This window comes from Eubacterium sp. AM05-23, from assembly GCF_003477535.1.
Classification (GTDB): domain Bacteria; phylum Bacillota; class Clostridia; order Eubacteriales; family Eubacteriaceae; genus Eubacterium; species Eubacterium maltosivorans.
The window spans coordinates 105819-119805 of sequence record NZ_QUDF01000003.1 but is presented as its reverse complement, the minus strand read 5'-3'; the positions used below and the strand labels follow the sequence as shown (position 1 = coordinate 119805).

The window sequence follows — 13987 nt, the reverse complement described above, 5'->3', positions numbered from 1 at the left end:
CACCTCTGTAAATGTATTCATGAAAAAAACACTTGTTTTTATTTCGAAAACATTTTATCATATATATTAAGGATATTCAATAAAAATTTTGGAGGAACTATGAAAGAAAAATATGTCAGCACACGCGGAGGCGAAGCAAACGTGTCCGCGTCAGAAGGAATTATCAAAGGAATCGCCAAGGATGGCGGCTTATTCGTCCCTTCATTCATCCATGACATAAAAATTGACCTGACAGCCTTGAAGAATGCAACCTACGGAGAGTTGGCTTTTGAGATTTTCAAATACTTTTTGGACGACTTCAGTGAAGAACAGATCAAAGACTGTGTCCACAATGCCTATTATACCGGAAAATTTGAGAATGAGGAACCCGTTTCCCTTAAAAAAGTAGATGATCGTTATTTTCTTGAGCTTTATCACGGCCCTACCTGTGCGTTCAAGGATATGGCCCTGACCATTCTCCCTTACCTGATGACAACAGCCATGAAAAACGCCGATATCAGCAAGGATATCGTTATACTGACCGCAACCTCCGGCGATACTGGAAAGGCGGCTCTCGAGGGCTTTGCCAAGGTGCCCCACATCAACATTGTAGTCTACTATCCAAAGGACGGCGTCAGCACCATCCAGGAAAAACAGATGCTGACCCAGGACGGCGACAACACCTGTGTCATCGGTGTGGCCGGCAATTTTGACGATACCCAGAACGGCGTCAAGGAAATTCTGAATAACAGCGGCCTGATCGAAGAGCTGCGCGGGCAGGGCTACGTTTTTTCCTCAGCCAACTCCATCAACATTGGCCGCCTGCTGCCTCAGATCGTGTACTATTTTTACAGCTATATACAGCTTTACAAAAAAGCGGTCATCGACCTTGGCGAAGCCGTCAACTTTGTGGTACCGACTGGTAACTTCGGAAACATTCTGGCTGGCTACTATGCCCGCGCCATTGGCCTGCCCGTCAGCCGGCTCATCTGCGCGTCCAATAAAAACAACATCCTGACCGACTTTTTTAACACTGGCAAATATGACCGCAACCGCGATTTTTATAAGACCATGTCCCCGTCCATGGATATTCTGATTTCCAGTAACCTGGAACGTCTGCTCTATGACATTACAGGCGGCAACAGCGAGATGATCGCAGGCCTGATGAGCCAGCTGAACGCAGACGGCACCTACGCACTGGACCGCGAGCTGCTCTTCCTTGGCGATGACCACCTTTTCTACGCTGGCTGCGCCAACGAGGAAGAAACCGCCGGAGCCATTAAGCACATGTTTGAGTACAACCACTACCTCATGGACCCGCACACCGCTGTTGCCAGCAAGGTCTACAGCGACTACCGCGCGGATACTGGCGATGTTGAGACCCCAACCATTATCCTGTCCACTGCCAGCCCTTACAAATTTGGCCGCAGTGTCTATGAGAGCATTTTCGGCGAAGTACCTGAGGGCATGGACGATTACGCAGTCCTCAAGGAGCTGGCCGCCCGGACCGAAACGGAAATCCCCGTTCCGCTGAGAGATCTGGATCAGAAAGAAAACCGTCACGACAAAGTCTGCACGCCGGAGGAAATGGCCGGCTGCATCACAGCATTTTTAGACAAATAGGAGAGTGAACCATTCATGATAAAAGTACGCGTACCCGCAACAACAGCCAATATCGGACCTGGCTTTGATGCCTTCGGTATGGCTTTTCAGTTATATAACATCTTCAGCTTTGAGGAAAGGGACAACGGCAAGCTTACCATCCGAGGCGTCGAACGGCGCTACCAGGGTAAATCCAACCTGGTCTACAAGGCCATGCTCAAGGTCTTTAACCGTGTCCACTACCGGCCAAAGGGCATTTACATTTACACCGACGTCAACATTCCTGTAAGCCGCGGTCTGGGCAGCTCTGCCGCCTGTATTGTCGGCGGCCTGGTGGGGGCCAATACTCTCTGCAACGCTCCCCTGACGGGTAAGGAGCTCTTTGACATGGCCGTTGAAATGGAGGGCCACCCCGACAATGTAGCACCGGCCATGTTCGGCGGCCTGGTGGTTTCCCTTGGACTCAAGGAAGACAACCATTATATCAAGAAAGAGGTTTCACAGTGTTTTGAATTTTACGGCCTTATCCCGGACTTTACCCTGTCCACCATGGAGGCCCGCAAAGCGCTGCCGAAAAAAGTATTCCACAAGGATGCAGTGTTTAATGTGTCCCGCGCAACTATGACCTACCTCGCCCTGACTGAAGGGCGGCCGGATATCCTTAAGGTCAGCGTTGAGGACAAGCTGCACCAGCCCTACCGCGAAGGCCTCATCGCCCACTACGGTGAGGTTAGCAAAAAAGCCAGGGAGCTGGGCGCGCTTAACACCTGTATCAGCGGCGCCGGTCCTACTATTCTGGCCATTACCACCAGAGACAATGATCAGTTTTATATGAAAATGGGTAAGTATTTAAAAGAAAAGCTGCCGGGATGGACCCTGCTCAAGCTGGAGCCGGACAACACAGGCGTTTGTACCGATCAGCACTCGTAAGGAGGAGCTTATGATACGTGATTATCTGATTGTCAGCAAGAAAATACTGCCGGAGTATTACAGCAAGGTGGTGGAAGCCCGCATTCTGCTGGAATCTTCCCAATGCAAGTCGGTCAGTGACGCGGTGAAGCGCGTCGGCATCAGCCGGAGCACCTACTACAAATACAAGGATTATATTTTTAAGCCTTCTGAGGATTTTGGACGAAAATTCACGATTTCCATGATCCTTGACGACGAACCCGGTATCCTGTCCAATGTGCTCAACATTCTGCGGGAGCACAAGACCAGCATCATCACCATCCACCAGGACATTCCCATCAACCACGCTGCCGTTGTCATCCTGACCCTGGATGGAAAGGACCTTCTGGGAAGCATTGAGGATCTTGTCGGTGACCTGGTGGTGCTGCGCGGTGTCCATAACGTTAATCTGGTGGCAATGGAATAGCCATGGAAATTCTGGAAGAAGTACTGAACACCATTGTCCAGTACGCGATCCTGTTCTTTGAGTACGTTGGCGTGGGCGTATTAATCTGGTCCGGCATCAAGGGTATCTGGGGTTATGTCCGCCGCAGGCCCTCCACCCGTCTGGATCTGGCTAAGGGTATGGCCATGGCGCTTGAGTTCAAGCTTGGCAGTGAAATTCTGCGGACTGTCATTGTCCGCCAGCCCAGCGAGCTTATCATTGTCGGCGGGATCATCCTGCTGCGCGCTGCCCTGACCGCTCTGATCCACTGGGAAATTAAAAACGAGGAATCGGAGGTCCGTAAGGACAATCTCATTCAGGAAAGCAAAGAAAACAGAGACACTCCCCAATAAACAAAAGCCTTTCAGGTCTGATTGATCCTGAAAGGCTTTTCTCATGCCCTGATGTTTTTGGCTTCTCAAAAATTGTACTTCCTTTCATAAAATTAAAGGAGCACACCGCAGATAAAAGGAATCCAAAGCGCCAGCACAATGGCGAGAATCACCAGAATGGGAATGCCTGCCCTGCCGATATCCGTCATACTGTAATAGCCCTTGGAATAGGTCATCATCGGGACTGCTGACAAAGGCAGAATCATGGTCCAGCTTGAAAAAATGCAGAGTGGAATGACCAGAACCGCTGCATTTATCCCCAGTGCCTCCGCTACGATGGTGACTGGCAGTGTGGTGGAGGTGATGACCGCCGGGGCATTGGGCAGCACCAGCTGCATAACATACATAAAAGCAGCCAGCTGGAGAATGAGCAATATAACGCTCGTGCCGTCGCCCACCCTGAAAAAGGTGTCCGCCAGCCAGAACGCCACACCGTTTTCCAGAATCAGATTTCCGATACAGAGGACAGAGCCGATCATCAGAATAACATCCCAGCTCACCTCATCCTTGAAATCCCTCCAGTGCAAAATATCAATTCCCGGCAAAAACATAAGCGCCAGCCCACAGATGGAAACCAGGGTGACATTGAGCGCCGGAATCCATGAGCTCAGAACCCAGAGAAGGATCATTACCACCAGAATGGCCACCACCATTTTTTCTTCCCTGCCTGGCTTGTCTAAGGTCTTGAGCTCCAGAATGAACTGCCTGATTTTATCTGGATGAACCGGCACCGGTCTGAAAATTTTAATGATCAGCAGCCATGCCAGGGGCAGCATGATGAGGACTACTGGAATGCAGATCGCCATCCAGTCCACAAATCGCACCGTCACCCCTGCGTACTCTTCCAGCAGGCCAAGGGCTAAAATATTGTTGGAGCTGCCAGCTGGCGTGATGGTCCCGCCGATCATGCCCGCGATGGGCAGGGCGATCATGATGGCTCTGCCGGTGCACCTGCGCTCCTCCTCCGAATCGTAAAGCTCCAGAAAGCTGATGGCCAAGCCCATGAACATCACCGTTGCCGGTATGTTGGACATGATGGAGGAAATGAGCGCTGTAGCCAGCATCATGGCCAGAATAAACAGGTGAACCTTACTGCCCATCTTTTCCAGCAGAATGAGCAGAATGCGTTTGGCTGTGGGTACCTTGGAAATGGCCGCTGACAGACCAAAGGTCGCCAGCACGAAAAACAGGGTAGGGTTGGGAAAGGCCACCAGAAAATCCTTCATGGTTGCCAGTCCAAAAAACATTGGGAGTACCAGAACAAAGATACTCGAAATCCCAAGAGGCATGGCCTCTGTCACCCACAGAAGAATCGCAATAATAAGAAGCGCCAAGGTCTGCATACCAGACATTTCCAATCCCTGGGGAACTGGCAAAAATCGGTATCCGATAAAAACAGCGGCCGACAAAACAATTCCTGTTATACGCTTTTTCATTTTTTTGCCTTTCTGGTAAAAGCCCCGGCAAGCAGACACTGCCGGGACCCCCTTCACTATCTAAATAATCTGAGAACCAGCGCGAATACCAGGTCCTCATATTTTTGGATATCGCTTGCCCTTTCAATATCTGAAAGATGATCGTGTTCTTTCAAATAATCATCCCATTTAACATAATTTTTGGTCTCAAAGCTTTGATTTCTATCGTTCATTTTCTGCTCCTTATCTGTAAACACCGTAATCACGGACAAAGTCGGTCAGCACATGCAGGTTTTTAATGGTATTGCCCTCCAGCGAGAACAAACCCTTGTCGAATCCAAAGATATAGCCGCCGCCTGGGGCCAGGATGTCAATGAGTTCTTTGGCCTTGTCCTTAACCTCCTGCGCACTGCCGAACTGCAGCAGGGAGATTGGGAAAAAGCCTGTGATCACATGGCGGGTTCCGCTGAGCTTTTCCTTTACCAGCTTTGGATCGCCGTATTCAAACTGCATTTTCACCGACCCGTTAAAGGTCTTGAGATAGTCCATATGGCGCATCCAGTTATCCTCCACGAACAGGTCAACACCGGCTCCTGGCGCTACCAGACCATCCATCAGCTTTTTGAAGGAGGGCCAGTAAAATTTCTCAAACTGCTTTTCGTTGATAAAGCTGCCCATGTGCAGCGGGATCATCACCCGGTAATCCGGCGGCAGCTTGTCCGGGTTTGGAACTCCCTCCCGCAGCATCAGGGGTACCAACGCGTCGCAGGCCTGCACAACCTTGTCCGGGTACCTTCGCATATCCTTTGATATCCCTGTAAAGGATCTGAGAAAATCCGCCAGATAATCGAAGGGGGCTGTGGAGCGGCCGCCAGGCGCGGCTGGATAGCCATATTTTGCAGCGATCTTGCCCATCATCTGACCGATGGTGGCAAACTGGTCGGCGTTGGCCTTGACCGCCTGTGCCAGAACCATGGCCCGCCGTCCGGGCGTGGTATCCAGAGCCGGGTACAGCCTCGGCATCAGTGTTTCCGACATATAAAAGAAAGGGTCCTCAATAAAAGCATCGTACTCCTCAGGCTCCAGTGAGTGCACCTCAGGGTGCTGCATGACGCCTGTGGCCCCCATGATAATGGATTTCGCCTCCAGTATTTGGTATAGAATCGGTAACCGTATGGCGCCAGGCCCCAGCGGTATATCGGAATAAAAGTCGTTATTGACCCGGTCAAAGATATCGTACCAGGTTTCTGGTTCCCAATAGATGTTGCGGAGGTTCTTCCCCTGTTCCACAATGCCCTGATCAATGGCATAGGAAACCGACGCTTCAAAGGCAAAGGATAAATGTATGGGCACCCTCTTAGGCACCTCGCCTGAATATACCGCCTTTAAATCCGCTTGTCTTTCCTGTTTTAATTGATTCGCATCCAACTGTTTTTCCTCCATTTCCCTTTTGCTTCATTAAACTCCGTCATTCTGACGGTTCACTTCCATAATTTCCCGGACACGCTTTTCTGTCAGTTTATAGAAAAGCATGCATACGAAGCCGACAGCCAGTACTGCGGCCGGCGCCAGTGTAATGGCGCTGAATATTCCTGAAACCACCTGCGGGGTTACCGCAGCCTCCGCCGAATAACCAACAGCGGCTAAAAGATAGCCCGAAAATCCGCCTGCGATCAGGACACCGATTTTGATGGGCAGTGTGTAGAGCGACATGATAAAAGCGCGCCCTTCCTTACCGATTTTAAATTTTCCATATTCGACGCAGTCCGCAAACATGGCAGGGCCAGGTGTCGCGATAAAGGTAAAGAAGAACCAGCCAATAAACATGATTACCATAAAGGTGATATCACTCTGACCGCCAAACAGCCGGGCGCATACCAGCGCGATGGCCGGCGCGGCAAAGCCGATAAGATAGGTGTTTTTCTTCCCCAGCTTTTTTACAATGAACTGACCGGCAATCAAGGAGCCCACAAAGCCCGCAATGCTGATCGCAGTTGAAAAGACCGGCTGAAATTCCAGATTATTGACAACAACCCTGAAATAATAGACTGCCATGCTCAGCACCAGGGTATTGCACACCGTCTTGCAGGTTTCCGCCACCAGCATGAGCATGAGCGGCGGATTCTTAAAGACCTGCTCAGCCATCTCTTTGGCCGACAGCTTTTTCTTGACCGCCGCCGATTTTTCCTCTGGCTTGTCATATTCCCTGGAGACCTTAAACAGCCCCATCTGAGGAATCAGGTATACGATCTGGAAAATAACGACCGCTGCCAGAAAGCCAAAGGAGGTGGCATCCTTGGTTTCGCCGGAAAACCACAGCACCAGCGGCATAAAGGTTGAGTTGAGCACAATCCCTGCCACTGCCGCAAACTGGGCCTTTCTGGCAGACAGCATGGCCCGGTCCTCGGGGGTGGCCCCCAGAGCGTTGAGCAGTGCCAGCTGCGCAGTCCGCCCAAAATTAAACAATGCAAAGAATACAATATAGCAGACTGCCGATATCCAGAGCTGGACGGTCTGTGTTCCGCCAGCGCTGGAATATTGTAAAATACCAATGACCGCTGCCAAGGGGCACATCAGCAGCAGCCAGGAACGGTATTTCCCCCATCTCGGGTTCATCCGCTCCTCCACAACGCCGGACAGCAGCAGGGTACCAATGTCAAAAGCTCTGGTAAAAATCAGGATTGTCCCCATTACAGCCGGTGCAACCATCAAAACATTCGTGATAAAGTATGAGTAATAGCTTGTCGATAGGCTTGCTACCATTAAAGCCGTCAGTTCTGATAAACCAAATATTGTTACGATAAACTGAGAAACTCTGGGTTTAACTTTTTCAGCCATTTTTCTCTCCCTTTCATAGTAAAAATCTTAATTATTCCAATATTATCTAAGATTTCAATACCTAAAACACGTATCAACGCCAATATCACCTCTACAGTATGCTTTTGATTTTTCCGGAAAACATTTACATAAGCATCTTGTAATTGAAGTATAATTCCTTTTACCTGAAAAGTCAAGTTTTTCCGATCATCTTATCGGAAAAATTAAGTTTTTCAGGTAAAAGTATATTTTGTAAATATTAAAAGTATTTTTGTTTTTTAATCCGAGGATTATCTGCTATAATATTGCATATCAGCACGATACCGAAAATGCGCTAAAGGAGCAAAATGACAATGGCAGAGAAGAAGAAAAACAGCAGTACCCGTGAAAGGATTATCGAAAATGCCAAAAAGCACTTTTACTGTGACGGCTACAGTAAAACAAGAATGCAGGACATCGCGGATGATACAGGGATTGCTCTCGGCTCATTGTCCTACCATTTTAAGAAAAAGGAAGCGATTGTCTCCTCCATTCTGAAAATTTTTCTTGAACGCCTCTATGACCACACGTTGGAAAATGCCCAAAAACCCTTGAATGCCCTGGAGCTCCACTTCTACGCCAGTATCCCCTACTATGAAAACCTGCTGACCGAAGAAAACACAAAGCGGTTTTATTATGAGTTCACCCAGGCCCAGTCTGTCCATTCGACCAACTACGGCGGCAGCGAGCTGGCCGATTTTATCACAGAGGTTTACCATCAGTCACTCAAGGACTACCATATTTTTGTGGACGACACTTATGCCAACATGGCGCAGAAGTTTGGCTATGGCGGCCGGGTACAGATGGTCATCGACTATGTGGAGGGTGCCTTGGGCACAGTGAACATCGCAGAGATGGCCAATTTCCTGAGCTCCTCCCGGGAGATGCTCCTGGGGGTGCCCAAGGCAGAGCTTGACCGCATCGGGCAGGAGGCCATCGCGTTTAACCGAGAGGTTGATTTTTCAAGTATCATGCCTTTAACATAAACACAAAAAGAGCGTGTTCCCCATCAAATGGAGAATACGCTCTTTTTGCATGGTATTGTATTAAATTTTTTCAATACTGTCAATGGTCGCCCCGCCCAGGCATACCTGGCCGTCGTAGAGGACAACCTCCTGACCTGGTGTGACTGCCTTCTGGTCTTTGTCGAAATCGACATGCAGGCCGCCATCGTCCCGCACCGTGACATGGACGTCCTGATCGGGCTGGCGGTAACGGAACTTGGCCGTACAGGCAAACTCACGGGCCGGTGCTTCGCCGGCTACCCAACTGGTATCTGTGGCTTCCAGCGATCTGGAATACAGAGCCGGATGCTTTTCACCCTGAACCACGTAGAGCACATTGTCCTTCAGGTCCTTTTCCACCACAAACCAGGGCTCGCCTGTGCCCTGTCCGCCAATACCCAGGCCGCGGCGCTGGCCCAATGTATAGTACATGAGGCCCTCGTGCTTACCCTTGATATTGCCGTCGAGGTCCCGGATTTCTCCAGGCTGAGCAGGCAGGTACTGACTCAGGAACTTAGTGAAGTTGCGTTCCCCGATAAAGCAGATTCCTGTGCTGTCCTTTTTGTCCGCAGTGATGAGATTGTTCTTTTCCGCAATCTCACGGACCTCCTTTTTGTCGAGGTGCCCGATGGGGAACATGACATTTTCCAGCTGATGCTGGCCGAGCTGGCAGAGGAAATAGGTCTGGTCCTTGTTATGGTCAAAGGCGCGGATCAGCCTGAATTTACCTTCATGCACATCTTTCTGGGCATAGTGGCCGGTCGCGAGCACATCGCCGCCGACCACCCCCAGAGCGTAATCTAAAAATCGTTTGAACTTAATTTCCTTGTTGCACAGAACATCGGGATTTGGAGTACGGCCTTTTTTGTATTCATCGAGAAAATAGGCAAAAACATGGTCGTAGTATTCCCGGGTAAAGTTAACCGTGTAATAGGGAATATCAATGGTCTCACACACACGCTGGACATCTTCGTAATCCTCGGTGGCGGTGCAGACCCCGTTCTCGTCTTTTTCCTCCCAGTTTTTCATAAAAACGCCAATGACGTCATACCCTTGCTGCTTTAAAAGCAGGGCCGCGACGGAAGAGTCTACCCCGCCGGACATACCTACTACTATTTTCATTTTTATCCTCCTCCCAGTGCGGTCAGGCTGGCGAACGTCTTATTTGATGGCGGCGGCCATGGCATCTGCCAATGCCTTGAGCTTCGCTTCGTCTTCTGCGTCTGCCAGGCCTTGGATGTTGACCATTTCGCCAACCACATCGGCCTTTGCCTTTTCTATGAATGCGCTAAAATAACGGTCTGCCCCGTTGCTCCAGCTAAAGTCTGTAAAGAAGCCCACCTTGTGGTTCTTTACGCCAATTTCTTCCACCTTGTATAACAGGTTGGCCATTTTAGGGAAAATGCGGCCGTAATAAGCCGGTGCGCCCAGAATCAGGCCTTTGTATTTCCACATATCGCTGACAATGTAGGAAATATCGGTTTTGGAAACATCGAATAATTTAACAGTCTTCACGCCAGCGTCCTTCAGGTAGCCTGCCAGCAGCTCTGCGGAGTGCAGCGTATTACCGTACATGGTACCATAGGCGATGACGACGCCTTCCTCGGTTTCGTAGCGGCTCATACGGTCGTAGAAATCCACAATGTAGCCCGGATTGCTTCTCCAGATGAGGCCATGGGACGGGCAGATGGTCTGAATGTCCAGTGGTCCCAGCTTCTGCAGCGCTTTCTGAGCCTGCCCGCTGACCTTGCCCACAATACAGGCGTAGTAGCGTCTGGTGTTATCCTCGTAAGAGGCCACATCATTTTCATCGTCAAAAATACTGCCGTCGGTGCTGCCAAAGCTGCCGAACACGTCCATTGAGAACAGAACCTTGTCGGTTGCGTCGTAGGTGACCATGGATTCCGGCCAGTGAACCATTGGCGTCATGTAGAACTGCAGCTCATGATGGCCCAGATCCAGGGTATCGCCGTCAGCGACTTCCAGGATGTTTTTATCAATATTGTAGAAGTTCTTCATGATCGGGAATGTTTTTTTGTTGCCGATAATCTGCATATCCGGATAAACGGCCAGCAGATCCGCAATGGAGCTGGAGTGGTCCGGTTCCATATGGTTAACGATGAGGTAATCGACCTTCTTGTCACCGATGATGGATTTGATCTTTTCGATATATTCGCCCTGTTTAAAGGATTTTACCGTATCCACAACAGCGACCTTGTCGTCGTTGATGATATAGGCGTTATAGGCCACGCCGTCCTGATCGATGGGCCACATGCCCTCAAACAGGTAGGTTTCATGGTCGTTGACGCCGACCCAGTAAATGTCGTTTTTAATTTGTACTGTTTTCACTTAATTTTCTCCTTTGCACTTTAATTCTTATAATTTCATCTTACCCTGATGTCTTAAAGATACACAGTTGTTAGGATAAGTTTAACCTTATTTCTATATGGTTTCAAGGGTAAAAAAGAGATACAACCTTTTCAATTAATGCACGTCGTAATCTTTGAAGCCTTCATTCAGTTTTTTCAGCTCTTTATAGTTCTTTTTCATACTGAAAGACTGAATGATAAAGAAAAACCCAAGAATCCCCAGCACAATTCCAAGGAAGACAATGAAGAACACTGCCTGCCCGACAGGGTTAATAAATGTAAAAATACCAAAAATGATCAGAAGCACGCCGAGCACAATTTTTACAATCCGGCCCATGCCCAGAGAACTGCCGCCCATGACCAGCAGCACAATGCCGGTGATGATGGCCCAGATGCCCACAAGCACGACAAAGAAGGATATGATGGTGGTGGGCCAGAGCAAAAAGGCCGCCCCCACTAAAATATCGACAATGCCCCGCCCAAAGCTGAAGCCATTGCTGATGCCGTACTCTACCCGGTTGGCGATGCCGACAATCAGGTAAAAAACTCCCATGGCCACACGGTAGATACCAATGACCATCACGAGGAAAGACAAGGTTACATCAGGCACAAAGAGGGTCATCCCACAGATGACCACCAGACAGATACCCTCCAGGAGCATCATCCACCACTTGCCATAGGCGCGGTCCAGAAGCTCGATGCCCTTAACTCTCATGTTTTCTTTATTCACGCTGTTTCCTTTCCGCCTCTATTCCTCCGCGTTCATTTTCTCAACGACACGCGCAAGAACATCGGCTGCACGTTGTTTTACAGGATCGCAGGCTTTTACCTCATCGCGGTGGTGTTCCTTGATGTAGCTGCAATCCAGACTGCCAAATTCCTTTTCAAATTCTTCGACTAAAAGCTTGGACGCCTTCTTGGCTTTGTCCTGAGTGCTGGGGCGCTCCTCGCCGTACATGGCGCTTAAGGTGGCCAATGCACCACAGAACGCGCCGCAGGTCCGGCCAGAGTTAAAACCGCCGCCGAAGCCCTGCATCATTTTAAAGGCTTCCTCGGGCAGGTTAAGCTCATATTCCGAATTTCCGGTGCGCAGCAGGACCTCCGCACAGTTCATATGATACTGTTCTCTTTTGTCCGCCGGCTGATCGCTGCCGTAAGCATTGTAAACATCCACATAGTTAATTGACATTTTACTCTCTCCTTTTAATTGAATCAACTTGTTTTCCCTTGACCACAGAAAAGGCCAGGAGCGGAGAGCATCCGCCAAAAGCCCTTATCAACAGCCAAAACTTCGTATCTTTAATTATATATTGTTCTACCCAAAAAGGCTACTACTTAATTACCTTATTCGAGTATTTTTAAACCTTCTGCCGCCTTCCTCACTTTACTAAACCCGCTAAATGGTGTATGATATATTCTTGTACGGAGATGAAAACACAAACAATCATCTGACTCTATCGAAGCAGCAGCAGCGGCTGTTTTTCTCTGGTTCAAGACAAATTATTATCGGGAGGTCCATTATGGATAAAGTACTAAACACCCTGGAACCCCAACCGGTTTTTCACTATTTTGAAGAAATCTGTGAAATTCCGCACGGTTCCTTTGACACAAAACGAATTTCGGATTATTGCGTCCGTTTCGCCGAAGAGCGGGGACTTACCTGCCATCAGGACGACGCCAATAACGTTATTATCATAAAAGAAGCCAGCGAAGGCTATGAAAACGCCAAACCCGTGATCCTGCAGGGTCATCTGGATATGGTCTGCGAAAAGGTTGACGGCTCAGACCACGACTTTAAAAAGGATCCCCTCGCACTCATGATTGAAGGCGACTGGATCACCGCTGACGGCACCACTTTAGGCGGCGATGACGGCATTGCAGTGGCCTACGGTCTGGCACTGCTGGACGATAACACACTGCCCCACCCCAAGCTCTACGTGATCTTCACCACCGAGGAAGAAGTGGGCATGGAGGGCGCACACGCCATTGATCTGGCTCCTGTCAGTGACGCAGCTTATATGATCAACCTCGATTCCGAGGACGAGGGCATTATCCTGGCCGGCTGCGCCGGCGGTGTCCGCGCCAACTGTACCTTTGATGTCAAGCGCACTGCCAGAAGCGGCCTCTCCTGCGAGCTGGCCGTATCCGGCCTGCACGGTGGCCACTCGGGACAGGAGATCAACCGCTACGGCGCCAATGCCAGCGTGCTTCTGGGCACCCTGTTGAACGACCTGGCCCAGAATGTGAGCTTTGACATCATCGACCTGACCGGCGGCACCAAGGACAACGTCATCACCAAAAAAGCAACCGCCACCATCGTCATTGACCCTAACGACGAGCGGGCTGCTACCGACCGCCTGAAAGCCCTGGAATGCGTCTATAAGAAGAATTATGCCTCTAAGGACCCAGAGCTTACCCTGAGCCTGAAAGCCCTCGAAAAGGGCGATTTCATGGTTTTTAACGAAGCCTGCGCGAAACGCGCCGTCTTTGTGCTCATGCAGATCCCAAACGGCGTCCAGGCCATGAGCCTCGACATCGAGGGACTGGTGGAAACCTCGCTGAACCTGGGCATTATGTACACCAAAGAGGATTACTTCCTCGTCAGCTTTGCCATGCGCAGCTCCATCGGCACTGCCAAGGAAGCCCTGAGCGCGAAGGTCCGTGCCTTTACCGAGTACCTGGGCGGCACCTACACCGAAGCGTCCTCCTATCCTGCATGGGAATACCGCAGGGAATCCGCCCTGCGGGACATGATGTGCAAAACCTTTGAGGACATGTATGGAAAGACACCGACTGTGGAAGCCATCCACGCTGGCCTGGAATGCGGCCTGATCTCCGCCAAACTGCCGGAGCTGGACATCGTATCCATTGGACCAGACATGCACGATATCCACACCCCGGAGGAACGCCTGTCCATCTCATCGACAGCCCGCACCTGGGATTATCTGCTGAAGGTTTTAGAGAATTTAAAATAAAC

The 13987-nt window shown here is 50.0% G+C and carries 14 protein-coding genes; 6 read left to right on the top strand and 8 right to left on the bottom strand.

Annotated features, from left to right (window positions below; all coding sequences use genetic code 11):
- Positions 1–99: 99 nt before the first annotated feature.
- The 4 genes from thrC to DW091_RS04530 are packed head-to-tail and all read left to right on the top strand — an operon-like array spanning position 100 to position 3327.
- Positions 100–1602 (top strand): threonine synthase, encoded by a 1503-nt coding sequence (gene thrC, locus DW091_RS04545; RefSeq protein WP_118517518.1) that lies wholly within the window; start codon positions 100–102, stop codon positions 1600–1602.
- 15 nt (positions 1603–1617) lie between these two features.
- The gene (thrB, locus tag DW091_RS04540; RefSeq protein ID WP_118517517.1) at positions 1618–2511 is read left to right on the top strand and encodes a homoserine kinase; all 894 of its coding nucleotides are present in this window, start codon (positions 1618–1620) and stop codon (positions 2509–2511) included.
- 10 nt (positions 2512–2521) lie between these two features.
- Entirely contained in the window at positions 2522–2956 is a 435-nt protein-coding gene (locus DW091_RS04535) for an ACT domain-containing protein (protein WP_013381444.1), read from the top strand.
- 2 nt (positions 2957–2958) lie between these two features.
- Positions 2959–3327 (top strand): DUF1622 domain-containing protein, encoded by a 369-nt coding sequence (locus DW091_RS04530; protein ID WP_058693795.1) that lies wholly within the window; start codon positions 2959–2961, stop codon positions 3325–3327.
- A gap of 92 nt (positions 3328–3419) precedes the next feature.
- Here DW091_RS04530 and DW091_RS04525 read toward each other — a convergent pair whose 3' ends face one another.
- The 4 genes from DW091_RS04525 to DW091_RS04515 are packed head-to-tail and all read right to left on the bottom strand — an operon-like array spanning position 3420 to position 7619.
- Positions 3420–4802, bottom strand: a complete 1383-nt coding sequence (locus DW091_RS04525) for a DASS family sodium-coupled anion symporter (protein WP_147365273.1) — start codon at positions 4800–4802, stop codon at positions 3420–3422.
- A 56-nt stretch (positions 4803–4858) separates the two neighbouring features.
- Positions 4859–5014, bottom strand: coding sequence for a hypothetical protein (locus DW091_RS20015; RefSeq protein ID WP_158501298.1), 156 nt, complete (start codon positions 5012–5014; stop codon positions 4859–4861).
- Positions 5015–5024: 10 nt separating this feature from the next.
- The gene (locus DW091_RS04520; protein ID WP_224168740.1) at positions 5025–6209 is read right to left on the bottom strand and encodes a uroporphyrinogen decarboxylase family protein; all 1185 of its coding nucleotides are present in this window, start codon (positions 6207–6209) and stop codon (positions 5025–5027) included.
- 30 nt (positions 6210–6239) lie between these two features.
- Positions 6240–7619, bottom strand: coding sequence for an MFS transporter (locus tag DW091_RS04515; RefSeq protein WP_118517514.1), 1380 nt, complete (start codon positions 7617–7619; stop codon positions 6240–6242).
- A 332-nt stretch (positions 7620–7951) separates the two neighbouring features.
- Between DW091_RS04515 and DW091_RS04510 the strand changes: the two genes are divergently transcribed.
- Entirely contained in the window at positions 7952–8623 is a 672-nt protein-coding gene (locus tag DW091_RS04510) for a TetR/AcrR family transcriptional regulator (RefSeq protein ID WP_158577824.1), read from the top strand.
- 60 nt (positions 8624–8683) lie between these two features.
- Here the strand turns inward: DW091_RS04510 and mnmA are convergent, their stop codons facing one another.
- The 4 genes from mnmA to DW091_RS04490 all read right to left on the bottom strand — a co-directional run bounded on the left by mnmA (position 8684) and on the right by DW091_RS04490 (position 12199).
- A complete protein-coding gene (gene mnmA / locus DW091_RS04505; RefSeq protein WP_058693791.1) occupies positions 8684–9763 on the bottom strand; it encodes a tRNA 2-thiouridine(34) synthase MnmA in 1080 nt (359 codons plus the stop codon).
- A 39-nt stretch (positions 9764–9802) separates the two neighbouring features.
- The gene (locus DW091_RS04500) at positions 9803–10990 is read right to left on the bottom strand and encodes an FprA family A-type flavoprotein (RefSeq protein WP_118517512.1); all 1188 of its coding nucleotides are present in this window, start codon (positions 10988–10990) and stop codon (positions 9803–9805) included.
- Positions 10991–11125: 135 nt separating this feature from the next.
- A complete protein-coding gene (locus tag DW091_RS04495) occupies positions 11126–11740 on the bottom strand; it encodes a DUF308 domain-containing protein (protein ID WP_118517511.1) in 615 nt (204 codons plus the stop codon).
- 18 nt (positions 11741–11758) lie between these two features.
- Complete coding sequence (locus DW091_RS04490) at positions 11759–12199, bottom strand: C-GCAxxG-C-C family protein (protein ID WP_058693788.1); 441 nt, start codon at positions 12197–12199, stop codon at positions 11759–11761.
- Positions 12200–12530: 331 nt separating this feature from the next.
- On the opposite strand from DW091_RS04490, the gene DW091_RS04485 reads away from it, so the two are divergent.
- On the top strand, positions 12531–13985 hold the full coding sequence (locus DW091_RS04485; protein WP_074618285.1) for an aminoacyl-histidine dipeptidase: 1455 nt from the start codon (positions 12531–12533) through the stop codon (positions 13983–13985).
- Positions 13986–13987: the final 2 nt, after the last annotated feature.